Source organism: Pseudoalteromonas sp. APAL1 (genome assembly GCF_021532475.1).
Taxonomy (GTDB): Bacteria; Pseudomonadota; Gammaproteobacteria; order Enterobacterales; family Alteromonadaceae; genus Pseudoalteromonas; species Pseudoalteromonas lipolytica_C.
Genome location: NZ_JAKGAW010000056.1, coordinates 1 through 24489 on the forward strand (window position 1 = coordinate 1; position 24489 = coordinate 24489).

The following is a 24489-nucleotide window of genomic DNA, read 5'->3' on the forward strand; positions in this document are numbered from 1 at the left end:
GCTTTAAAAAAGCAAAAATAACGGCAAGAACTAATAAGCTTAATGACAGTAACAAATAAGGTAACTTTACTTGCTCTGCGGTTGCATGACTGACTTCAGATAAAATTAGCCAACCACCAAAGATAGGAGCGACGGTAGTACCAAGTGAGTTGAAAGCTTGTGTCATCGTTAATCGAGATGACGCGGTTTTTTGTGGACCAAGGACACTCACGTAAGGGTTTGCAGATACTTGTAAAATAGTAATACCCGATGCAAGCACGAATAATGCTAGTAAAAATAATTCGTAAACATGTGCTACTGCAGCAGGATAAAACAAGGCACAACCAATGGCGGCAACCACCAAGCCCACAACAATACCAAACTGGTAACCAATACGGCTGACCAATTTACCCGCGGGGATAGACATCACAAAATAAGCACCAAAAAAGCAAAACTGCACCAACATGGCTTGCGTGTAGTTAAGCGAAAACATACCTTTTAAGTAAGGGATTAAAATATCATTCAAACACGTTATGAACCCCCACATGAAAAATAACGTGGTCAATGATGCCAGTGCAAAGTGTTGCTTAGGCATATCAGCTTGGCTAGCTGAAGCCGCAACAGGCGTTGATACATGAGCCATAATTTTATCTCTAGTTAATTATATTTATCAGTTTGTTACAGCATATCCAGAACTAAACTACTAACAACAAATAGCGAAAAATGTTGCAACATCAAATGTAAGCGCTTACATTTATATCATATTAAATATAATTAGCAATTTATTTACAATAAAAATGTAAGCGCTTACAGATAGACTGTATATGCCTTTGGTAGCCTTACATTATCAATGCGAAGGATGACTCTTCAGTGTATAAATCTATTTCTCTTTTGCCTGATTCGTTTTTGCTTAAACCAGAATTCACTTTTGGTGTAGCGACAGCGTCATTTCAAATCGAAGGCGCCCGCGACACTCGACTTGATTGTATTTGGGACACATTTTGTGAAAAACCAGGAGCTATTGCAGATCAAAGTAATGGCGACAACGCTTGTGAACACATAGCTCACTGGCAAAAAGACGTCGAAATGATTGCCGATTTAGCCGTCGATGCTTACCGTTTATCAATTTCTTGGCCAAGAGTTATGAACCAAGATGGGACTGCAAACAAACAAGGTATGGCATTTTATCTTGAGTTACTAACGGCTTTAAAAGCGCGCAACATAAAAACCTACGTCACTTTATATCACTGGGATTTACCTCAGTATCTTGAAGATCAAGGTGGTTGGTTAAACCGTGATACAGCTTACAAATTTAGAGAATATACTGAGCTAGTTACTGAGCATCTCGGTCATCTCGTAGATTCATTTGCAACCTTAAACGAGCCATTCTGTAGTGCTTATTTAGGTTACGAAGTAGGTGTGCATGCACCTGGTGTAAAATCACAACAGGCAGGCCGACAAGCCGCTCATCACCTATTACTTGCCCATGGCCTAGCTATGCAGGTTTTACGTGAAAACTGCCCAAATACAGAAGCCGGTATCGTGCTAAACTTCAGCCCTACTTATCCGCTAACTGCTGCCGATAGCAAAGCCGCAGAGCTTGCTGATCAGTATCATAATCAATGGTATATAAAAGCCGTACTAGACGGATGCTATCCTCCGCTATTTGATCAGTTAGCAGATGAAGTTAAACCAACAATACTTGCTGACGACATGGCGATTATTAGCCAAGCCGTCGACTTTATTGGTGTTAATTATTATACCCGCATACACTACAAAAATACTCCAGATGGCTGGTTTGAAGAAGCAAGTTTAGCCAATGTACGTGTAACCGATATGGGCTGGGAAGTTTATCCGCAAGGCTTAACTGAACTGCTTGTATCACTGCACCAGCAATACGATTTGCCTAAAATGTACATAACTGAGAATGGTGCAGCTATGGCTGATACACTCAACAATGGTGAAGTGTATGATGTTGAGCGAGTCGATTATTATCACACTCATTTAAATGCAGTTTGTGCAGCAATTCGTCAAGGCGTTAATATTCAAGGTTACTTTGCTTGGAGCTTAATGGACAACTTTGAGTGGGCGTATGGCTACGAGAAACGCTTTGGGTTAGTGTATATTGACTATGATAGCCAGCAGCGTATTTTGAAAGAAAGCGCAAAACAATATCGTGAATTATTAAGACAACGATAAAAATAACAACACACGAGAGCACACATGCTGACAAAAAAAGAAAAGATAGCCTACGGATTAGGCGATACAGCAAGTAACATTATCTTTCAAACAGTGATGTTATTCTTAACGTTTTTCTATACAGATATTTTTGGTATATCGCCTGCTGTTGTCGGCACCTTATTTTTGGTGGTGAGAGTTGTCGATGCTATTACCGATCCATTAATGGGGGCTCTAACCGATTCGACCCGCACTAAGTGGGGAAGCTACCGCCCTTACTTGCTTTGGCTTGCCTTACCATTTGGGGTGATCAGTATGATCACCTTTACCACCCCTGACCTACCTGAATCAGGCAAAGTAGTTTATGCGTTTGTTACTTACACTTTGTTGATGCTGGTCTACACCGCTATTAATATTCCCTATTCAGCGTTAGGTGGCGTGTTAAGTAGCGATCCGAAAGAGCGAGTATCAATTCAATCATACCGTTTTGTCTTTGGTATGCTGGGTGGGTTAATTGTGAGTGCATGTACTTTGCCCCTAGTTAACTGGCTAGGCAAAGGTGATAACGCGACGGGCTATCAGCTAACAATGGCACTGATGAGCGGCTTAGGTGTGGTGCTATTTTTAATTTGTTTTCGCTACACTAAAGAACGAGTTACAGCACACAACAATGCATCTCTTAGTTGGAAAAGTCGTTTCAATACATTATGGCAAAATAGTCCTTTTAAAGTACTGTGTTTTGCCGCTGTAATGCTACTTACCAGTATGGTTTTGCGTACTACCTTAGCAATTTACTATGTTAAGTATGTACTTGGCGAGGCTGATTTGGTGACCTACTTTGTAACCATTGGCATGATAGGCAATATCCTTGGATGTGCATGTGCTAACCCTCTGAGCAAGCGAGTAGACAAGAAAACAGCATACATACGCTTACAATATATTTCTGCTGTTATCAGCTGTATTGCATTTTGGTTGCCTAGCGAGCAGATTGTGTTGGCATTTGTTATCTATTTCTTTTGGTGCTTTTTCACCCAAATGGCAACCCCGCTACTTTGGGCCAAAATGGCTGATACCATCGATTACGGGCAATGGAAAACTGGCGAGCGCTTAACAGGATTAGTGTATGCTAGTGTGGTGTTTTTCATTAAGTTAGGGTTGGCGCTAGGTGGAGCAATTGCGGGCTGGCTATTGGCTTTTTATGGCTATGAGGCTAACGCAGAGCTTAGCGAGACAACATTATCAGGTATTTTGATTTCATTTACCCTTTACCCAGCAATAGGTAGTATGCTTGTCGCATTTATCATGAAAATGTATATTCTTGATAATCAAACTGTTGAGCAGATTAGTGCAGACTTATCATCGCAACATAAACAATAACTTGGTTTTTTAAAAGGACAAACATGGCCACCATTTACGAGGTGTCGAAACTTGCAGGAGTCTCACTTGCTACAGTTTCAAGAGTAATGAATAACAATGCCAATGTCAGTGACGCTACTCGTAAAAAAGTGACAGCTGCAATGAATGAGTTAGGCTATCGCCCCAACTCAATTGCACAGTCGTTGGCATCAAATTGCTCAAACAGTGTTGGCTTACTGGTCTCTGAATTACAAGGTCCATTTTATGGCCCAATGATGAGTGGTATTGAAAACATTTTTCGAAATCAAGGCAAACACCTCATTATTGCAGCTGGCCATAGTGATGAAGAACGCGAAAAACAAGGTATTGAGTTTTTAATAAGCCGCAATTGTGATGGGCTTATTTTACACGTAGAAGCTGTTAGTGATGAGTACCTAATTAAACTTAGTAAAGGCCGTATTCCATTTGTTCTGATCAACCGCTACATTAGTCAGCTAAGTGATCGTTGTATACTACTTAACAATATAAAAGGCGGTTACCTTGCTGCCAAATATGTATTAGAAAAAGGCCACAAGCAGATAGCATATATTAGTGGCCCATTATGGAAGCAAGACGCCAAAGACCGTTTAGAAGGTCACAAGCAAGCGCTTGCTGAGTTTGGTGTTCCTTTTGATGAAGAGTTGCTATATCAAGGTGACTTCATGGAATCGAGTGGCTTTGAAGGGCTTGCGGCATTGCATCAACATGGCAAACCATTTAGTGCTTTAATTTGTGCCAACGATGAAATGGCTGTTGGCGCTATGGCAAGTGCAAGAAAATTAGGGCTTACACTCCCTAAACAGTTATCTATTATGGGATACGATAATGTGTTTTTTACTCGCCATGTTTACCCTCAACTGAGTACCATAAACTACCCGATTGAAGAAATGGGCAGAATGGCGGCTAACTGGATCCTGAATCAGGTTTACCAAAAGCAAACCCCGTCATTACAAACTTTATTTGAACCAGAGCTTATAGTTAGGCACTCTATCAGTGCGCTATAAGCTCGCTGAGTATCCCTAAATTAATAGGTTTTAATAGCACTTGTTCAATATCAAGCTGTTTCATTTTTTCAGGATCTGGCTCGGCACCACTCACTACCACTAAAGCTAACCCCGCATACTCTTGGTTAATTTTAGCTGCCAAATCAAGACCTTCACCGTCTGGCAAGTGCATGTCTAACAGCACTTTATCAAAGCGTTGATTATCGTGAAGAATATCCAGACAAGCAGCACAACTATCGGCAATGACGGTTTCAACCCCCAAACTTTCAAGTAATAGCTGGGTTATTTGTGCGGCATCACCATCATCTTCAACCAATAAATAACGTGTACTTTGCTGAGTCAATGCGAGGGAATCCTCCCGAGCAACAACAGGTTCTGTTTTACCTTGGCAAATATAATGATTGAGCACTTGATAAAGTAATCCAGTATCAACAGGTTTGGCTATCATGTCATTAAAACCAAGCGCACTAAGCTCACTTTTTACACCTTTCATTGTTGCGGCAGTAAGCGCGATGATAGGCCCCTGATAGTCCATTTTCCTAAGCTCAATGGTGGCTTCTTTACCACCCATAACCGGCATATGTAAATCAATAAACACAATATCGAAAGGTTTGCCTGCTTGCTCTGCACTGGCCACTTTCTCGATAGCCTGCTTACCATTTTCAGCAAACTCTACATCTGCCCCAGTGCTGGTGATCATGTGTCCAACGAGAACTCGTAGGTCTTTTAAATCATCAACAACCAACACTCTCCCTGAAGTTGAAAGTGTACTTAACTTTTGCTGACAATCAGGGCTTGAATCGAAACTCAAAACCTGTCGTTCAACCTCACGTATATTGCCAGGGTATATAGATAAGATAAATTCAGACCCTTCCCCTAAGGTTGATTCAAGCTCAATTGAGCCTTGCATACGAGCTAATAATTCGGCGCAAATCGCAAGACCAAGGCCTGCACCACCTACATCCCTCGACTCAACATCGGCAATCTGTTCAAAGGGTTTAAAAATCAGTGCCTGCTTTTCATGTGGAATACCAAGGCCTGTATCCTTGATACTAAAAAACAGCATTTCTCGCTCATTGACCCAAGCAGTCCATGCGCGCACGACTATTTCACCTTGGTTGGTAAACTTAATCGCATTATTGATAATATTGATTAAAATTTGTCTTAGCCGTGTGGCATCTGTATTTATAATCAATGGCAAGGCTTGCTGTGACTCAAATTTGAGTTTTAAGCCTTTATCCAAGGCTGAGACGCGCATTAAGGTATACACATCAGCCATAAGGCTATCAAAATTAACATCACTGCAATTTAGTTCAAGTTTATCGGCGGCAATTTTAGATAAGTCGAGCACATCATTAAGTAAACTTAGCAAGTGTTTGCCATTTCTATAAATGACCCCAAGTTCATTATTTAAATGCCGATTCTTTTCGCTCTGCATTAGCAGCTCGGTATAACCCAAAATGGATGAAAGCGGTGTGCGTAACTCATGGCTCAAATGTGCCAAGAAGCGGTCTTTAGAACGATTTTCTGCTTCCGCTTTTAATCGTTCAACTCGCTCATCTTCAACATCTCGGCGAGCTAAGGCGTAACGAATAGCACGGGCAAAGCGGCTTGAATTCATCTCGCTTTTTACGAGGTAATCAACAGCACCAGCATCAAGTGCCGCAGAATCAAGGGCTTCATCTGATTGCCCCGTAAGCATGATAATCGGCCCACGAAAACCGTTTGCAACAGCCCGTTTGAGCACTTCTAAGCCATCAGAGGCACCTAAACGATAATCTAACAAACAAATATCATGCTTGTTTTCGCTCAGTACACTAATGGCTTGCTCGGGGCAGCTTAACCATTCTACATCAAAGGTATGGGAACCCAATTGCTCCAAGTAATCACAAGTGAGAATATAATCATCTTCATCGTCTTCAACCAAGAGTAAGCGGGTTACCTTATCTAACATGTATTATCCTTTAATCATTGAGTGGTGTTGGCAGCTCTACAAATTCAACCCAATACTTACCAAGCGTCTTCATCAGCTCAACTAATCCCTCAAAAGTGACCGGTTTTGTAATGTATGAAGCCGCCCCTAAATCGTAACCTTTAACCATATCTTCTTCTTGCTTTGATGTAGTTAAAATCACAACCGGAATGCCTTTTAAATTAGGGTTTGTCTTGATTGCTTGTAACGCCTCACGGCCATCCATTCGTGGCATATTTAAATCTAGTAAGATCAAGCCAGGCCTTGGTGAACTTTCTTTTTCGCTAAACTTACCTTTGCGTTCAAGGTACTCAAGTAGTTCCACGCCATCTTCAACAAAATATAACTCGTTTAAAACACGGCTTTCAGCTAGAGCATCTTGTGTTAATAAACGATCATCTTCATCATCATCGGCCATTAAAATGGTAATTGGTTTAACTTTATTAAATGGCATTATGCCTCTCCTTGTAATGTGAAAAGGGATGTTTCCACAGGTAATTTAATAGTAAAGCTTGCACCTTCACCTACGCGACTACTCGCAAAAATTTCGCCACCGTGACGCTCTACAATTCGTCGACAAACCGATAGGCCAATGCCTGTGCCTTTATATTGTGAACGCCCGTGTAAACGCTGAAACGGAACAAATATTTTTTCTAGGTACTCTTCAGAAAAACCAATACCGTTATCCGAAATAGTAATGATCTCCCACTCGACCTCGCTATTATGAGCTTGGCTAAACTCTTGAGTTCGCTGGTAATTAATGTTTATGACTGGCGGCACATTCTCGCGTCTAAATTTAATGGCATTCGAAAGAATATTTAAAAATAGCTGCAACATTTGGCTCGGATCAGCCTGAATATGAGGAAGTGGCTCTAAATTAACAGTTGATTCTGACTCTTTAATAGCGATCTCAAGGTCATCTAATACCTCATTTACAACGTTATTTAAATCGGTATCTACAAAGTCTTTGCCACGCGTAGTAACTCGAGAAAACTCAAGTAAGTCATTAATAAGGTTAGACATACGCTGCGCCGCATTTTTCATACGGTTAATATAATCAATGCCTTTTTCGCCGAGATCATCCTTAAACATTTTTTCAAGACGGTCGCTAAATGCTTGAATTTTTCTCAGCGGCTCTTGTAAGTCGTGGCTTGCTACAAAGGCAAACTCTTCCAACTCTCTGTTAGAACGGCTTAATTCATCTGAATAGATGGTTAGCTCTTGAGTACGCTCTGCTACTTTTACAGCTAAATTTTCATTCTGTTCTTCTAGATCAGCTCTATATTTTGCTGCATTACGAGCGTTAATTCGTGTTAAAACAAACATACCGATCAGCAATAAGGTACTTGTAACAGCAGTAATTGCAAAAGTTAACTTTGCTTCGTTCTTAATTTCTAAAAGCTCAGAAAATAACTCTATTTTAAAATTAAGCTCCCGCATCTGGATTTCATCAACGGCTGTGCGTATCTCTTTGTATAAATCGCGTCCTTTATCTGTAAGTAACAATTGACGGGCTTTTAAATCTTTATTAGCCAATGCAAGATCTGTGGTTTTGGTCATCACAGCAACTTTATCATTGACTAAATAAATCATCCTTGCGATACGATCAGCTTGTCCCGGTATTTCCGAATGAAGACTTTTCACCAGCATTATTTGTGCTTGCATTGAGGCAATTGCATCATTGTATGGCATTAAGTAATCTTCACGATCAGTAAGCAAATAGCCACGCTGCCCTGACTCAGCTTGAACAACAGACAAGTGTAATCGTTCAATAGCTGTATTTAGAGAGTTGGTATTATCTAGACTGTTCTGGATCTCAGTTAATGAGCGAATACTATTAATAGCTAATATAGCGTTTGCAACCACAATGCACAGCACGACAGCGATAAAGCTCGCCCAGCTAATGGTGATTTTTCCCTTCTGTTTTTTTCTTTGCATTTGCTTTCCGTTACTCACTAGCGTGGGTATCACTAATTAATTGTAATTGCTCACTACACTGTTGGCAGTTAGCAATTATTTTATCAAGTGCATCAAGTGCTTTTTGCTTTGGCATATCATTTTCTAATACAAGCTTAACTAGCTCTGCATTCATTGAAATACGATTCAATGGTGCGCGTGCATCATGGACTAACTTACGTAAAGACTCGTCATTATTCATAGCTATCCTTTATTATTTGTATTCGCCAATGCCTCCGTAAGCATTTAAACGGTTGTAGAGTGTTTTTGTGCTGATCCCTAACATCTGGGCAGCAATTGTTTTATTTCCTTGTACTTTATCCAATGTCGCGTGGATCAGTTCTTTTTCCACCTCTTCAATGGTTTGTCCTGCCATTACTTGGTTGTTTTGTGTTTCTTTATTTACTTTCGAGAAAGGAGACTCTAATGACTCAGGTAAAACAATTGCCGTACCTTTAGGATCGCTCATAATAAAAGCGCGATGTATTGCATGGCGAAGCTCACGCACGTTACCAGGCCAATCATGAGCCTCAAGCTCTTTTAACTGGCTTGCTTGCCACTTAAAGTCAGTGCCATTTTCTTCATTGAGTTGTTCTAAAAAGGCATTCGCAAGCAGTGGAATATCTTCTTTGCGCTCACGTAGCGGTGGAATATCAATAGGGAATACCGCTAAACGAAAGTAAATATCTTCACGAATAACATTGTTTTGCGCAAGATCTGTTAAAGTACGGTTGGTCGCAGAAATAACCCTACAATTCACCGCTTGCTCTTTTGTACCGCCCACTCGGGTTACTTTTTTGCTCTCAAGCACACGTAATAAGTTTGGCTGCATATCAATCGGCATTTCGGTGACTTCATCTAAAAACAACGTACCACCAGCAGCTTGTTCAAACACACCCTCTTTACGCGCAATCGCACCTGTAAACGCGCCTTTTTCATGACCGAAAAGTTCGCTACCAATCAGCTCTTTTGAAAATGCGCCGCAGTTGGTAGCCACGAGTGGACCATCGCACTCGGTTGCGTTATGAATAGCCTGCGCAACAACCTCTTTACCGGCACCACTTTCGCCCATTAACATCACATTGGCTGATGTTGCTGCCACACGCTCAATCATAGTATAGAGTTTTTTCATCACTTCTGACTCACCGATTAAGGTGCCAAAATGACGCTTAATTGAAGGTGCTGACTTTTTCTTATCAGACGCTTTTTTAGGGTTTAAAACACGCTCAATGTCTTCGCGTTGTAGCGGCTTTACCAAATGCCCCACATTAGCTTCACACATCTCGGCTAATTTACCTTTTACTGATGGGTGACCAGAAATAAGCGTAACTCGCGGAGATTGACCTATTTTTTTTAGGTGTTCGAGTAAGTGTAAACCACTGCCGTCTGGTAACATAAAATCTAAAAAGACGTGGTCAAACGTATTATTTTCAAACCATTGCTCAGCTTCGGCAAGATTGGCAGCAGTATTAATGTTATGCCCAAGGAATTCAACGATGTGACAAACAACATCACTAAATTCACTGTCATCATCAACCAAAAGTACATTCAACATATTAATTCCCTAAGCTTTTTTCATCATTCTACGCAAAGTTTTTCTGAAAAGAAAATACTACACATAGAGTGCATATGCAGTTATTTATTCCGACATTTTACCCCAACAAGTTCCATTTTGGGGTAAAAAAATAAATCTAATATCATTTACACGCTATAGTAACAACTCAAATATTAAATTAAGCTGTATTTGATTAAATACAAGAAGTTTTATGGCACATGAAGTTATTAAAAAAAGTACTCCACCCAAGTTTAAGTGAACAGTATGGTAGTGTGTTTATTCGCAACACAGCACGAGCCATTGTATTGAAAGGTGAACAAGTACTACTTTTATATACCGCCCGTTATGATGACTACAGCTTACCTGGCGGTGGTATCGATGACGGTGAATCTATCGAGCAAGGGCTACTCAGAGAGCTTCATGAAGAAACTGGCGCGCAACAAATAAAGATTAAACATCCCCTTGGTTTATACGAAGAGATCAGGCCTTGGTACAAAGACGATTTTGATTGTGTGCATATAAAATCTTACTGTTATTTTTGTGAAATAAGTGATGAATTTGCAGATCCAAAAATGGAACACTACGAAGTTCAAAACGGTATGCAACCCAAATGGGTAAACATATTTGATGCCATAGCACACAATGAAACAACTATGGCAATGAGTGATAAGCAGGGATTATCGATACAGCGCGAAACTTATTTACTCAAGCTGATTGCCAACACGCTTTAAGCTTATTTTGCTATAAAAGCACGGTATATTTTACTATACCGTGCTAACACCTTTTAATACTTATACAGCCTTAGGTGAAGCGTAGTAGCGCCATATTCCTAATAAATTACTCAATAGAAATACCGTTTCCATTACCACTGCGACTGGGGAAAACATGATCGCATTATGTGTTATCCAACACAGTGTACCTATAACCATCATAAGCCTTAATGATAGGTCTTTGCCTTGGAACGACGCGTAGGTTTGAATTAAAGTTGCAACTAAGGCAATAAAACTTACCCAGTTATACCAAGTTAGGCTCACAGCGGTAATACTTATCAACATAAAAGTAACCATCACCCAAGTTTTACGAGCAAAAATACAATATGCATAGCGCACTGCCGCTATTAGCATTAAGCTTGCGGCACTTAAATTTTCAAGTAGCAAAAAGTGAACTGATGTGAGTAATACCGAACTAAACAAACAGGCTAAAATAACGTGCCTTTGCCTAAATTGAAAAGATGCTAAATCGAGTAATGTGGCGATTGCAACTAAGCACTGGGATAAAATAAACATAACGACTCCTGAAAAACCAGCAGTGTAATGTTCACCGTTTTGCCACACCTTAACTTAAGTTAAGACGCCCTCTAATTCGTGATAAAGAAATAGCTGAGATCCCTAAATACATAGCAACCTCACTTAAACTCAATTGCGAAAGCCAATGCGGTTTATTATCCAGCAGATACTGATACCTTTGCTCTGGCGTATTAAGTAGTAAAAAGGCTTCTTTTGCCTCCTTAAATAATAACTGCTGAGTAATTAACCTATGTTTTAATTCTTGCCAATCAGGGCCATCAAGTAAAGCCAAAGGTACTTTAATAAGCTCAGCATCTCGTATCACTTTAAGCTGGTAAAACGCATTAGTTTTGGTCAACCAGTTGCCATAGAGCAGTGCAAACTCATCTTGAAAATAAAACTCTTTGCACTTTTCTGAGCCCTGCTCTGATGCATGTATTGCCGCAAGTACGCCAGAAACAATCAAATAACCCACATCTTGTTGATTGCCTTGTTGCAATAGAACATCACCTTTAGCATAACGCTTCATTATGCATTGCCCAGCAAGCTTATGGCGAAATTCACTGGCAAGCTGATGATAACTATCACCTAGCGGAAGTAACTGGGTATCACTCAAGATTGCCAACCTTGCATTAGTAATTCAGTAATTTGCTTAGCGTTAATACCTTCTCTGGCAATAAAGCGCTCACCACACCAAAGCGGTGTAAAGCCACTGTCGCCATTTGCTTCCGCTTTTGAGCGCAATGCCGTCATCGCAATTGACGCATAAGGAAAAGGTGGCGCTTGCTCTGGCATCGCACCTAACTGTTGCATCACTCGATTGCGTATTCCTCGCGCCGGACGACCAGAAAACAAAGTCGTCAATTCAGTTGAATCTGGCGAAACTGTTTTTAATGCTTCACGATGTAATGTGCCTGTCGTAGCTTCTTCACACAGTAAGTAAGCGCTCCCAACCTGCACCGCAGTAACACCTAATGCTTGGTACTGGGCTACATCTTCAGCTGTGCAAATTCCACCGGCAGCAATAACGGGTATATCAAGCTCTACACACTCTCGCACTAATTGTACTGTGGTTGGTTGCAGCGATAAGTCCATTGATAAAAAATGGCCGCGGTGGCCGCCTGCTTCAATCCCTTGTGCAATAACTGCATCGGCACCGTTTGCTTGTAACCAATGTGCTTCATCAAGGGTTGTGGCGGATGAAAGAACGACCCCGCCCCACGCTTTAATTTGAGAAAGAATATTTTTACTTGGCAAACCAAAATGAAAGCTCACAACTGGCGGCTTATAAGGCGCAATTACATCAATAACCTGCTGATTAATAGGCTGGCGTGAAGCGTTTCGGGTAAATTGTGAGGCATCAACAGCAAACTCCTCAAAATAAGGTGCAAGCACATTATGCCAAGCAGTCTGCTGCTCCAATGTATAGTCAGGTGTATGATGACAAATGAAATTAAGATTATAGGGTGTGTCTGTATGCTGACTAATGTAATCAAGCTCTGACTTTAATTGCTCAGTCGAAAGCATAGCGCAAGGTAACGAACCAAGCCCCCCAGCTTCACATACAGCCACTGTCAATTTGGCATTTTGCACACCCGCCATCGGCGCTTGAATAATTGCCAGCTCGGTATTCAACACAGAATTTATCATTACGTATTCCTTGTAAGTTTTGCAGCCTATTGCAGTTTTTACATATCAAAGCAAATAAAACACTAAAGAAAAAACAACTAAAATATTAAAAAACAATAAGATAAAAACAAATGCAAGTCGGTATTACCTTTGCAGGTTACACATTACATTTTAAAGGAGGTAATAATGACTGATACTGTAACTACAATCAATCCAACCTATGAACAACCCCTAGAAACCTATAGTTTAATGTCATTGCAAGAAGCCAATGCAGAAGTCGACAAGTGTCATCAGGCATTTTTATCATGGCGTGATACCACACTCGAACAACGTGCAACACTCCTCAATCAACTTGCTGAGGTTATTGAGTCTAATAAACAAGAATTAGCTCAATTGATGACCGATGAAATGGGCAAGTTATATCAACAAGGCCTTCAAGAAGTTGAGCTGTGTGCTGCAATTTGTCGCTACACTGCTGAACAAGGACCTACAGTTCTTGCTGATGAAAGCCGCGATATGCAAAATGGCCGCGCAATTATCAGCTATCAGCCAATTGGTGTTATTTTAGGTATTCAGCCTTGGAATTTCCCACTTTACCAAGTCATTCGCTATGCTTGCGCTAACATTATGGCGGGCAATACCACGGTTCTTAAACACGCAGGTAATGTATTTGGCATGGCCGAAAAGATTGAGCAACTGTTTTCGCAAGCAGGTTTTCCAGACTATTGCTTTAAGAACCTACTTATCGGTGGCAGTACAGCAAGTGAATTGATTGAGCATAAAGCTATTCGCGGTGTCACATTTACTGGCAGTGACGAAACCGGTAAAAAGGTCGCTGAGCGTGCGGGTAAACAGGTCAAGAAAACCGTATTGGAACTTGGCAGTAATGATGCCTACGTCGTGCTTGATGATGCAGACTTAAACACAGCGATCACGGCATGTACTCAAGGACGTTTAATTAATAACGGCCAAACCTGTGTTGCCGCAAAACGCTTTATTGTGGTTGATGCCTTATACAATGATTTTAAAGCTTTAATTAAAGAGCAATTTGAGCAAGTCGTTCTTGGCGATCCGAATGATGCAAAAACCACGCTGGGTCCAATGGCTCGTAAAGATCTACGCGATAAACTACATCAACAAGTAACTGAGTCGGTAGAAGCCGGCGCAAAAGTGCTTACTGGTGGCTATATTCCAGAACACTCGGGGTGCTATTACAGCCCAACGCTACTTGAGAATATCAAACCGGGCATGCCCGCCTATGATGATGAATTATTTGGCCCTGTAGCATCGCTTATCAGAGCAAAAGATAATGATGAGGCAATGCAAATTGCTAATGACTCGCGCTATGGTCTTGGCGGCGGTATTTTTTCAAAAGACGAGCAAGCTGCCATTGAGCTTGCAAAGCACCACTTTGATACCGGTATGGTGAATATCAACGGCTATGGGCTAGCCCAGCCAAACCTGCCATTTGGTGGTGTAAAAGACAGTGGCTATGGCCGTGAACATGGCGGCTTTGGGCTACGAGAATTTGTTAATATCAAAACCATTATGGTCAACGACTAAACACAAAAAAGGGCTCTACGGAGCCCTTTTAAATACCTAATCATTATCATTCTTCAAACATTGGCACCTGTTGCTTTGACACTGTTGGCATTTTTAACTCATCCACCGCTTTTTCTTTATCTATTTGCTCTTGCTGTTTTTGATTGTCAGAATCTGGGTTATAAACAAGCTCAGTAAGAAGCGCAAAATGATCAGAACCATATTTTGCCAACCGCTCAATACGTTTCACACTAAACTCATTACTATGAAAAAGGTGATCTAGTGGCCAACGCATAAAGAAATAACTGGCATGAAAGGTATTAAAAAAACCTCTCCCTTTACGTGGGTCTAACAAACCACTGATACGCATAAACAAGCGGGTACTACGCGACCATGCAACATCATTTAGATCACCGGCAACGATACAAGGTCGCTGCCTGTTTTTAAGTGCTTTCGCTAAAATAATCAGCTCAGTATCACGTGGCCGAGAGCTGTCTTCTTCTGTTGGACTTGGTGGTGCAGGATGAATAAAGTGCCCTTGTACTTCTACGCCATCTGCATCTTCAAATAAAATATGAATTGAGGGAATTTCGCTTTCGATAAGCTCACACACTTGTTGTTGTTTAATTTTAAACTTACTGTACAAGTGCATGCCATAGCGATTATCTTTAGGGCAGTAGACACGATATGGGTACTCTTGTTCTAAACTGCTCAGTTTTTTTTGCCAAATTTGATCAGACTCTAAGGTTATGAATAGGTCTGGTTGGTGAGTTTTAACTAAACCTATGAGTTTGTCATATTCAGTGTTCGACATCAGTACATTTGCCGACATAATACGAATACTGTGCCTATCATCTTTATTGCTTGAGGCAACTTCTTTATTAGCCAACCTTGTGTAAGGGTAAATCCAACCAACTTGCAGTAGCAGAACTAGGATACTAGCCAGAGCACAGCCAATAAAAAGCAATGACTCCATTCGACTGATTAAATAACATGATACAACTAAACACATTCCTGCAAGGTAAACCACTTGCAAACGTACAAAGTCACAACTACGAATTAAATAATGTTGGGAGTATGAAAATGGCAGGATTGAGACCACCAGCAGCAGAGCTAGCAGTATACTCAATCCATAAGTCATACAGCTTTGTAGCAAAACTAGCGACTCAATATTGATACAATTTCGCGAGTGTCTTCAACTAAACGAACAACAGTATTGTCTACCTCAATAGAAATTAATCCATCGCGATCACGCGAGTTAATTATTTTACCGCGGCGGTAAATATCACGATCGAGAATGTCGCCCTTACGAAGTTTTTTCTGCCAACCTGGTGGTAAATCACCACCGTTATCTAGCTTTTTCTCTAGACCCGGTGGAAGACTCTTTCCTTTGTCTTTGTCCTTATCTTTTGCCAATACACCTGTTGTGGCTAAACTTAATCCCAACACAGCAACCGTTAATAATGCTTTCATGCAAATACTCCTTTTTTATATACACTTTTAAGCGTAGCAAGTTTTCCTGAACAAGGTATGAAATAACCAAAAAAAGCCGCATTAGCGGCTTCTTACAGGATTAACGATGACGAGTAACGATTGATAATATCTCTCGCGTATCATGTACTAAATGAATCAGGCGGTCATCGATTTCGATGGCAATAATGCCATTTCGATCACGGCGCTTAATTACACGCCCATGTCGATAAATATCACGGTCCAGGATGTCACCGTGGTGAAGACGTTTATACCAACCTGGTGGTAAACCACCACCATGTCCTACTTTTTTGTATAAACCGGGTGGTAAATCACGGTAGCTATAACGGTCATACCTATCGTGGCGATCATATCTGTCATGATGATGGTGATGCTTGTGATGCTTCTTATGTTTATGATGCTTTTTACGCTCATGTTTGCGCTCATATCTATCATGGTCACGGTCATGTTTTGCGTATGCTTCCATCGGAATAAAGCTTAAACCCAAAACAGCAACAGAGATAGTTAGTAATTTATTCATAATTGAGACCCTCAACTTTGCTCATGTTGAAAGCCTAACGTTTGTGGCTGAATCATAGATGAAGGGTTACAATTTAAAAACGTAATTGTTTACATATCAAAATATTAGAAAGCCAATCTTTACATTTCTTTAAACTTCTTCGGCACTATTTACGAAAACCCGCGTTAAAGAAGAAAAAGTAGCGAATGTTACGCACAGAAACGGCAGTAGCTTGTTCTGGTTAGTTGCAGCGCTGGCTGGTTTTGCCGTACATCGCCGTAGCTCATAACAGACAAAGTTATTAATCGCGAAAGCTTTTACCCATCCTAAAAAGCAGTTACCCTTTGATTTTTGTTGTACCTAACCAAAGGGTTTTCATGAAGTTGTCGATACTCTCAGTGCTTGTGAGCACCTCATTAATTAATCAGCAAGCGATTGCTAATAATGAGCTAGAACATATTACAACAACCGCCTCGCGCAGCGAGGTATTGGCAGATCCACTGCCTGTTGTGGTAAGTAGTATTTCACAAAAGCAACTGGCACTTATCGCTCCAACCCATATTGAACAAGCCCTAAAGCAAGTTGCCGGTGCTAATCTTCAACATGGTAACGGCCAAGAGTATTTACCCGCTTTACGTTCGCCTGTGCTATCAGGTGCCGGTGCTTGCGGTGGTTTACTTACTGCTGAAGATGGTATTCCACTTCGCGCAGCTGGCTTTTGCAACATCAATGAATTATTCGAAGCCCACACTGAAATGGCTGATCGTATCGAAGTACTGAAAGGCCCCGGCTCTGCTCTTTATGGTTCAAACGCAGTGCATGGTGTGGTCAACGTGATCACCCCTGATACAACCTATGACCACAACCAACTTGGTTTTGATTACGGTTCGTTTGGCTATACCCGCTATAAACTAGGTACGGGTCGTGACTTTGGTCAGCAAGGCTTAGGCATTAATGCCACGATCACCCGAGATACGGGTTATCGCGATGACGAAAGTGTTGATCAAGAAAAGCTCTCGCTACGTCATCGTTTTGATGGCGAAAAACTAAGTGTAAGTACAGGCCTTACTTACACCCATTTAGATCAGCAAACGGCTGGCTACATCGAGGGCTTTGAAAGCTATAAGGATGAGCAAATAGCACAATCTAACTTTGACCCTGATGCATTTCGTAAGGCCCGCTCTTTGCGTGTTTGGTCAAAGCTAAATTGGACACAAGATGAAGCTAACAGCTTTACCCTAACGCCTTATATTCGCGACCAAAGCATGACCTTCTTTAAGCATTTTTTACCGGGTACTCCCCTTGAAGAAAATGCTCAGCAAGGTGTTGGCCTACAATCTAGCTGGCAGCATAAGTTGACCGCTTCTAGCCTGTTAACTGTTGGCTTTGATGGTGAGCTTACTGATGCTGATTTTTTACAATATCAAGACGGCCCCACTCAAGGCTCAGCGTTTTTAGTCGCCACCGTGCCACAAGGCAAACATTATGACTATCAAGTAACAAGTACCCTATTGGCACCATTTGTTAACCTTGATTGGCAACTTGATGAGTTACTCATCAGTCTTGGTGGTCGCTACGAGCGTATGCGTTATGACTACGACAACCAAATGTTAGCTGGTCGCACAAAAGACGATGGCACAGCATGCGCAATGGGTGGGTGTCGCTATGCTCGACCAGAAAGCGGCGTAAATCGCTTTACCAACTTTTCGCCTAAGCTTGGTTTAAGCTATCAATATGCTGAAAACCAGTTTATCTACGCCAATGCTTCAGAAGGTTACCGAGCACCGCAAGCGGCAGAGCTTTATCAGTTACAACGCGAACAAAATGTCGCCGATCTGAAATCTGAAACAGCTAAAAACCTAGAGCTTGGTATAAAAGGTCAACAAGCACAGCTGCATTATGTAGTTAGCATTTATGCAATGAATAAAAAGAACACCATTTTCCGCGACAGCGATTTTTATTACGTTAATGATGGTCAAACCCAGCATCGCGGTGTTGAGCTTGAGCTGGCCTATGCCATTACACCAAGTTTATCGGTGCAGTTAGCAGCGAGCCACGCCAAACACACTTACAGCTATGACCAATTACTCAGCGGGGTTAATGTCAATGGCAATCTCATTGATACTGCTCCACGTAACATCGCAAACTTGCAGCTACTTTGGCAAGCAAACGACATAACGCGTGTTGGACTTGAGCTACATACCACCAGCAGCTACTTTACTGACCCTGAAAACCAGCATAGTTACGAAGGCCACTCGTTAGTTAACTTAAGAGCGGCGTGGCAGCTAACAGATAACCTTACTGTGACTGCTCGAATAAACAATTTAACCGATGAGCATTATGCTGAGCGTGCTGACTACACCACATTTAGCGGCGACCGCTACTTTCCGGGAAGACCGCGCAATGCCATGTTATCAGTAAGTTATCAGTTTTAAGTAACCGCATTTTTTGGTGAGCTATCTCATAGTTCACCCACGCTGTTTAGTGTTTTGGTATGATAAATGTACCTCTTGCTATTACACCTAAACAGCGTGACATCTTCTCAAAATCTAATTCGTAACCTTCTTTTAGTGCTGGGCATTTTTCTTATTGCAGCCAGTTTAAGAGCACCGATCACTGGCATCGCACCAGTACTTGAACAGATCATTGAACAATTTAAGTTAAATGCATCGCAAGCCGGCATGTTGACGACTCTACCTTTAATCGCGTTTGCTATTGCCTCGCCTATGGCGGCAATTCTTGCTAAAAAGTGCGGCCTTGAAGTATCGCTATTTATTGCTCTTGTACTAATAGGCATAGGGGTTGTATCTCGTATTATTGATTCTGCCACTGTGCTATTTATTGGCACCGCAGTGATTGGCGTAGGTATCGCGATTGGTAATGTGCTATTGCCAAGCCTGATAAAAAGAGACTTTCCACATAAAGTGGCAGTGATGACATCTAGTTATGTTTTAGCAATGGGCATATTTGGTGGCAGCTATTCAGCACTCATCATTCCGCTGGCAGAATATAAAGAACTTGGCTGGCAATTGGCACTCGCAAGTTATGGCTTATTGGTTGTACTGGCAATAGTGGTGTGGTTACCGCAACTTAAGCAACATACCATGCCAAAACAGTCTCATGTACCTGGTAGCACGCAAAGCAAAATTTGGCACTCAGCACTTGCTTGGCAAATCACTTTGCTGCTCGGTTTTAACTCATTTTTCACTTATATCATGCTAGGTTGGCTACCCAGTATACTTATAGAAGGTGGCCATAGCGCTCAGCATGCAGGTGCTTTGCAAGGCGCCTTTCAAGTTGCCTCGGCACTGCCGGGTATTGTGCTTATTCCACTACTTGCCAAATTAAAAGATCAACGCATCTTAACGCTAAGCTTAGCGTTACTTGGTGCGCTTTGTTCTGTTGGATTATTAGTTGCGCCTAGTTTTGCGATGCTTTGGTCAGTCACCTTAGGTTTTTGCTCAGGTGCGTGTTTTATCTTAGGCTTATCATTTGTAAGTTTGCGAACTCATGACTCAATGCAAGCCGCGGCATTATCAGGTATGGCACAATGCATCGGGTATTTACTAGCTGCAACAGGCCCTATTATTGCGGGGTCCTTACATAGCTATTTTAATAACTGGGCAGGAGCACTTTGGCTGTGTATTACATCAAGCCTACTGTGTGCATTGTTTGGTTACTTAAGTGGCCGAAATGTCACTATCGAGCAACAATAAAAATGAAACCGCACTTATTTAGGTGCGGTTTCAAAGGCACTCATATCACTTAGGTTATCGAGCCAAGGTTTATGTGAACGATACCAAATATGGGCTTTAGGGATAAGCTCATCAGCTTGCTCTACAGCGCCAATTCGTAAGCCATAAATACGCTCACCAGCCCCTACAGAAGTAGCATACAAGGCTGTACCACAGTTACCACAAAATCCTTGCGCACGTTGATTACCATTTTCAGCGATTTTTATATATTCTTTTGGTGGAGCACCTGTGAAGGTAACCCCATCTGGCACAGACACCACAACCGTGCGAAAAGGCGCACCCGAGATAATTTGGCAGTCAGTGCAGTGACAGTTAATCACTTTATTTTCATCAACTTCTGCATGGTAAGTTACCTCACCACAATGACAACGACCGGTAACCTTCATATTAAACTCCTTGTTGAGATGACTGATCTTTTACTGGGTAGTGATTGGCATGTTTTAAGCTTTGTAAGTCATTAAAACGTACCCCATGCTGGGCCATAATAGGATGTATTTTTTTGCTGATCAATTGCCTAATGTAAAAGGGCTGATTCGGCACAAAATGATGGATTGTATGCGTGCGGCCAAAATCAAAACAAAATAACTGAAATGGTAAAAACCAGCGACTGGTGATCACATGCGTTTGCTCAAGCAAGTTATTTACACCACCATAATAATGCATGGAAGATGTCACTAAGTTAAGAGAGCTCGAACGAATCATATTAGGCACAATAAGTACCACCATTAAAAACTCTGCTCCCGCCAGTAATTCAGCTCCCCATGTTGGCAATGTAAATGGCTGCACAAACTGCACAGCGTAATAAGCAATTACCCCATAAAGAATCGCAAAGTACGCGGTTGTAATCGGAAAGCCCGCATTAAACACGCGTAAAAACTTAAAACCAGTAATTTCTTTATTAAATCGCTTGGTATTGATTAATAAACCTAGCAGACCATCAGTAATGACCAAGGCTCTTAAAAATGGTGATTTAATGCCATTGCCCACTAAGCGCTCTTCTAAATCTTGTGAGGTGCCGGATACTTTATGGTGATGTAAATGAATTTTTCTGCGATACCAAGGGTTAACCGTATTGGGTCGCATAAGCCACACGGTTAACATCATTAGGTTATGAATATAAGGGCGATTACTAAAATACTGCTTGTGGATCAGGTCATGCTCAAGCTCATGGGAGATCGAGGTAATAAATGCAGCCAGAATGATACACAGCCATGCAGGTATAATAGTTAGGTAATAAAGTGTCGCAACGCCAATCAGTGCGCTTAACGACATTAGTAAAATAACCATCGCAATGGTGTTTTGCTGGTTGAGTATAGAGAAACGTGTTCTAAGCGACTGCTCTTCGGTCTTAATGGCCGTAACAATCGCCTTTATATTTTGCTTTGCGGTTAATTTTGACATCACAAGCTTTGCTAACTGGTTGATATCAAAATCATACCGTAATTACCTACTGCTCTCGAGAAAATTGCGTTAAAAATGGCACTACATCATCTGCTGGCAATGGCTTAGAAAAGTAATAGCCTTGAATATAATCACAACCCGCTTCAGTTAGAACCGCTAGCTGCTCACGCTCTTCAACCCCTTCAGCAACAACTTTAATACCTAACACCCGACTCATTTGAATAATCGATTTAACCAGCGCTTCGTCACCTAAATCAACATGCACTTCATCAATAAATGACTTATCAAGCTTAAGTACATCAACCGGGAAGCGGCGCAAATAACTAAGAGACGAATAACCGGTACCAAAATCATCTAATGAAATTAAACACCCTGCTTGCTTCAACTGCTTTAATACATCGAGATGGTTTGTATTTTCTGGCGCTAGCACACTTTCAGTTAACTCAAATGAAATTTTTGATGGTTTAACACCCTGTTTTTTAATGATTTCAAGCCATGTATTACGCTCAGGGTTAAACTCAGTAAACTCAAATAAAGAGCGATTCACGTTAAAAACAAAGTTTTCATAACCTTCTGCTTCTAACGCTTTTATTTGCTGACAGGTTTTAATCAACACAAGTTCACCGAGAGGTATAATCACTCGAGACTCTTCAGCTAACGGAATAAACTCAACAGGTGATACCCATTGCCCTTGATTATTCCAACGCACCAAACTTTCGAATTTAGCAACCGTGTTATTTTCAACATCAATAATCGGCTGAAAATACACCTCTAACTCGTTATTTTTAACCGCTTGCGTTAATTGCTCAACTAATAGGTTATGCTTTTTAACCTTAATATCCATATCTTTACAGAAAAATAAGTACTCTTCTGCAACTTGCTTTGCATTTAATGTAGCCAGCTCTGCTTGTCTTATTAAACGACGAGCAATTTTTTCTATTTTATGTTGCGATGTTGTATCACTGGTTTGTTCTAATCTGCTAATACCCAATGTAACTGATATTTGTTGATTGATACCACCAATTGAAAAAGGCTCAAGCAATAACGTAGTAACCTGTTTACATACATGTTCAAGTTCACTCGTGTGCTGATAGGTCTGCAAGATAGCAAAACTATCGCCATCTATTCGCGAAAAAGCACATTCTTTAAAATGGCGTTCAAGTCGCTCTGCTAACTTACATAAAACTCTATCACCAAATGTTAAGCCGTATACCGTGTTAATATCTTGGAACTTGTCGATATCAAAGTAAATTACAGCTAAATTGGTATCCGCATCGTCTTGATAAGACAGCGACGACACAAGCTGGCACAAGTACTCTTTAAAATAAAAGCGATTGGTTAAACCGGTAAGCTGGTCATGATTCGCATGAAAGTAGATTTTCTGTTCTGCTTCTTTCTTCTCAGTGATATCAAGAATAAACGCCACATAACAATCTTCACCATTATTTTGCATTTTGGTTATAGATAAAAATTGTGTATATAGCGTACCTTGTTTGGTCTTGTTAGTGATTTCACCGGACCACTTACCCTCAGTATTAATTTGGTGCCACATTGCTTTGTAAAAATGAGGATCATATTTGTTTGAGCTTAAAATTTTTGGGTTTTGCCCTAAAACTTCATCCAACGAGTAGCCCGTCATTTTCGTAAATGCGGTATTCGCGTAGGTAATATGTACATTGTGGTCGCAAATAAAAATTGCTTCGTGGCTTTGTTCTATAAGTTGATTTGCAAAATCGAGTTTAGCAATAAAGCGGTCTTTCTCAATTTCACGTTGAATAAGGCCGGTAAATAATGAGAAAAACGATTCTATTTGCATCGCGTCGTTTATTTCATGCTGAAATAGTGCGACAAGAATAGTATTAGTTTTGCCAGACACGCTTTGTAGAGGTACCCCTACATAAGCTTCAACTCCCATGTCAACGAGCATCTGATCGTTTGGAAATAGCTGCTGAACACCAGCACTATAACTAGAAATACTGCCGCATTTTACATCGTTACAGGGGGTATAGCGGATATCGTAGCTGATGTTTTCAACAATTTCGTCATGCGCAGCCAAAGCAATGGTCGTCGCATGTAACGTTGACTCATCAACTTGAGCTAAAAAAACATAAGAGGCACCAAGTACTTCAGACAAGGAAAGGCATATTGCATTATAAAAGTTTTCACTTTTAAGATTAGATATACTTTCAACAATACGTTTTAAGTCGTATGTACCCACGCGATGCCACCCTACCGATTCAATGCACTAAGTGATTGACTTCACTTATACTTAGACCACAAATTGTATTATAAGATTGTTCTAAACACCATCGGACACTAGTCTAAAATGGTGGCAATGCGAGCAAAAAAGCACACATTTTTCGGGGTTATTTAATAATTAAGCATAGTTCGAACTTTACCGCTTAGAAATAGAACAAAAGTTGCTTTAATAGAGCCTGAATTGGTACTTAGATTTGAGTTATAGGTGCTAGGCTCTGGGTGCTAGGTTCTAGGCTCTGGGCAAAATGTACCCGTAGGAATGGCTTTAGCCATGAATTATGTTTTTTAGCATTGCTGGTTTGGTGTTATTTGGGTAGGTTTTGCTAGTTCGGCACTAAAGTACCTTATATGGACTCCTCCTATTGCACAATACCCTTCGTTAATTTTGTCAGACTGCGTACTTATATGCGGGCTCATAATGAGGAGCTACCTCAGCCCTTTGATGTATTCGCGCCCTTGTTCCTCTTCTCCTACTCGGTGTTTTAACACGCCAGGTACTTTACAGGCTATCAAGGGTGGGTCTAACCGCTTAACGCAGGTTCTTGGTCAATACTGTTGTTTCTGTTATTGAAGGCTAAATATTAATTG

22 protein-coding genes are annotated in these 24489 nt (G+C 41.0%); 7 read left to right on the forward strand and 15 right to left on the reverse strand.

Going from position 1 to position 24489, the window contains the following annotated elements; translation table 11 throughout:
• On the reverse strand, positions 1 to 622 hold a 622-nt coding region (locus L1264_RS18905; RefSeq protein ID WP_235404361.1), incomplete at its 3' end, for an MFS transporter.
• A 227-nt stretch (positions 623 to 849) separates the two neighbouring features.
• Between L1264_RS18905 and L1264_RS18910 the strand changes: the two genes are divergently transcribed.
• Genes L1264_RS18910 through L1264_RS18920 form a run of 3 tightly spaced genes read left to right on the forward strand, consistent with a single transcriptional unit; the run spans position 850 to position 4556 of the window.
• Positions 850 to 2178 carry a GH1 family beta-glucosidase gene (locus L1264_RS18910; protein WP_135923659.1) on the forward strand — a complete coding sequence of 443 codons (1329 nt, stop codon included), beginning with the start codon at positions 850 to 852 and terminating at the stop codon, positions 2176 to 2178.
• 24 nt (positions 2179 to 2202) lie between these two features.
• Entirely contained in the window at positions 2203 to 3534 is a 1332-nt protein-coding gene (locus L1264_RS18915; protein WP_199526860.1) for a glycoside-pentoside-hexuronide (GPH):cation symporter, read from the forward strand.
• A gap of 23 nt (positions 3535 to 3557) precedes the next feature.
• Positions 3558 to 4556 carry a LacI family DNA-binding transcriptional regulator gene (locus L1264_RS18920; protein WP_199526859.1) on the forward strand — a complete coding sequence of 333 codons (999 nt, stop codon included), beginning with the start codon at positions 3558 to 3560 and terminating at the stop codon, positions 4554 to 4556.
• Here L1264_RS18920 and L1264_RS18925 read toward each other — a convergent pair.
• Genes L1264_RS18925 through L1264_RS18945 form a run of 5 tightly spaced genes read right to left on the reverse strand, consistent with a single transcriptional unit; the run spans position 4543 to position 10039 of the window.
• The gene (locus tag L1264_RS18925) at positions 4543 to 6510 is read right to left on the reverse strand and encodes a response regulator (RefSeq protein ID WP_199526858.1); all 1968 of its coding nucleotides are present in this window, start codon (positions 6508 to 6510) and stop codon (positions 4543 to 4545) included. The genes L1264_RS18920 and L1264_RS18925 overlap by 14 nt on opposite strands.
• 10 nt (positions 6511 to 6520) lie before the next feature.
• Positions 6521 to 6982 carry a response regulator gene (locus tag L1264_RS18930; RefSeq protein ID WP_135923655.1) on the reverse strand — a complete coding sequence of 154 codons (462 nt, stop codon included), beginning with the start codon at positions 6980 to 6982 and terminating at the stop codon, positions 6521 to 6523.
• Positions 6982 to 8466: a sensor histidine kinase gene (locus L1264_RS18935; RefSeq protein WP_135923654.1), complete on the reverse strand. Its 1485-nt coding sequence runs from the start codon at positions 8464 to 8466 to the stop codon at positions 6982 to 6984. The genes L1264_RS18930 and L1264_RS18935 overlap by 1 nt, the downstream gene beginning before the upstream one ends.
• Positions 8467 to 8476: 10 nt before the next feature.
• Positions 8477 to 8686 (reverse strand): histidine kinase, encoded by a 210-nt coding sequence (locus tag L1264_RS18940; RefSeq protein WP_135923653.1) that lies wholly within the window; start codon positions 8684 to 8686, stop codon positions 8477 to 8479.
• Between the two features lie 12 nt (positions 8687 to 8698).
• Positions 8699 to 10039, reverse strand: coding sequence for a sigma-54-dependent transcriptional regulator (locus L1264_RS18945; protein ID WP_135923652.1), 1341 nt, complete (start codon positions 10037 to 10039; stop codon positions 8699 to 8701).
• Between the two features lie 218 nt (positions 10040 to 10257).
• Here L1264_RS18945 and L1264_RS18950 point away from each other — a divergent pair, with 218 nt between their 5' ends.
• A complete protein-coding gene (locus tag L1264_RS18950) occupies positions 10258 to 10770 on the forward strand; it encodes an NUDIX hydrolase (protein ID WP_135923651.1) in 513 nt (170 codons plus the stop codon).
• A gap of 60 nt (positions 10771 to 10830) precedes the next feature.
• On the opposite strand, the gene L1264_RS18955 is transcribed toward L1264_RS18950, so the two are convergent.
• Genes L1264_RS18955 through L1264_RS18965 form a run of 3 tightly spaced genes read right to left on the reverse strand, consistent with a single transcriptional unit; the run spans position 10831 to position 12975 of the window.
• On the reverse strand, positions 10831 to 11325 hold the full coding sequence (locus tag L1264_RS18955) for a YgjV family protein (RefSeq protein ID WP_199526857.1): 495 nt from the start codon (positions 11323 to 11325) through the stop codon (positions 10831 to 10833).
• Between the two features lie 49 nt (positions 11326 to 11374).
• Positions 11375 to 11941: a Crp/Fnr family transcriptional regulator gene (locus L1264_RS18960; protein ID WP_199526856.1), complete on the reverse strand. Its 567-nt coding sequence runs from the start codon at positions 11939 to 11941 to the stop codon at positions 11375 to 11377.
• Positions 11938 to 12975 (reverse strand): NAD(P)H-dependent flavin oxidoreductase, encoded by a 1038-nt coding sequence (locus L1264_RS18965; protein ID WP_235404363.1) that lies wholly within the window; start codon positions 12973 to 12975, stop codon positions 11938 to 11940. The genes L1264_RS18960 and L1264_RS18965 overlap by 4 nt, the downstream gene beginning before the upstream one ends.
• Before the next feature lie 165 nt (positions 12976 to 13140).
• Here L1264_RS18965 and L1264_RS18970 point away from each other — a divergent pair, with 165 nt between their 5' ends.
• A complete protein-coding gene (locus tag L1264_RS18970) occupies positions 13141 to 14517 on the forward strand; it encodes an NAD-dependent succinate-semialdehyde dehydrogenase (RefSeq protein ID WP_199526854.1) in 1377 nt (458 codons plus the stop codon).
• 46 nt (positions 14518 to 14563) lie between these two features.
• On the opposite strand, the gene L1264_RS18975 is transcribed toward L1264_RS18970, so the two are convergent.
• From L1264_RS18975 to L1264_RS18990, 3 genes are all read right to left on the reverse strand, one after another.
• A complete protein-coding gene (locus L1264_RS18975; RefSeq protein WP_199526853.1) occupies positions 14564 to 15637 on the reverse strand; it encodes an endonuclease/exonuclease/phosphatase family protein in 1074 nt (357 codons plus the stop codon).
• A gap of 17 nt (positions 15638 to 15654) precedes the next feature.
• Complete coding sequence (locus L1264_RS18985) at positions 15655 to 15969, reverse strand: hypothetical protein (RefSeq protein ID WP_135923645.1); 315 nt, start codon at positions 15967 to 15969, stop codon at positions 15655 to 15657.
• A 100-nt stretch (positions 15970 to 16069) separates the two neighbouring features.
• Positions 16070 to 16507 carry a hypothetical protein gene (locus L1264_RS18990; RefSeq protein WP_135923644.1) on the reverse strand — a complete coding sequence of 146 codons (438 nt, stop codon included), beginning with the start codon at positions 16505 to 16507 and terminating at the stop codon, positions 16070 to 16072.
• Positions 16508 to 16863: 356 nt separating this feature from the next.
• Here L1264_RS18990 and L1264_RS18995 point away from each other — a divergent pair, with 356 nt between their 5' ends.
• Positions 16864 to 18921, forward strand: coding sequence for a TonB-dependent receptor (locus tag L1264_RS18995; protein WP_199526852.1), 2058 nt, complete (start codon positions 16864 to 16866; stop codon positions 18919 to 18921).
• A 66-nt stretch (positions 18922 to 18987) separates the two neighbouring features.
• The gene (locus tag L1264_RS19000; protein WP_199526851.1) at positions 18988 to 20202 is read left to right on the forward strand and encodes an MFS transporter; all 1215 of its coding nucleotides are present in this window, start codon (positions 18988 to 18990) and stop codon (positions 20200 to 20202) included.
• Positions 20203 to 20216: 14 nt separating this feature from the next.
• Here the strand turns inward: L1264_RS19000 and L1264_RS19005 are convergent, their stop codons facing one another.
• Genes L1264_RS19005 through L1264_RS19015 form a run of 3 tightly spaced genes read right to left on the reverse strand, consistent with a single transcriptional unit; the run spans position 20217 to position 23860 of the window.
• Positions 20217 to 20627 (reverse strand): GFA family protein, encoded by a 411-nt coding sequence (locus L1264_RS19005; RefSeq protein ID WP_199526850.1) that lies wholly within the window; start codon positions 20625 to 20627, stop codon positions 20217 to 20219.
• A 1-nt stretch (position 20628) separates the two neighbouring features.
• Positions 20629 to 21642 (reverse strand): fatty acid desaturase, encoded by a 1014-nt coding sequence (locus L1264_RS19010; protein ID WP_235404367.1) that lies wholly within the window; start codon positions 21640 to 21642, stop codon positions 20629 to 20631.
• Between the two features lie 46 nt (positions 21643 to 21688).
• Entirely contained in the window at positions 21689 to 23860 is a 2172-nt protein-coding gene (locus L1264_RS19015) for a putative bifunctional diguanylate cyclase/phosphodiesterase (protein ID WP_199526848.1), read from the reverse strand.
• Positions 23861 to 24489: the final 629 nt, after the last annotated feature.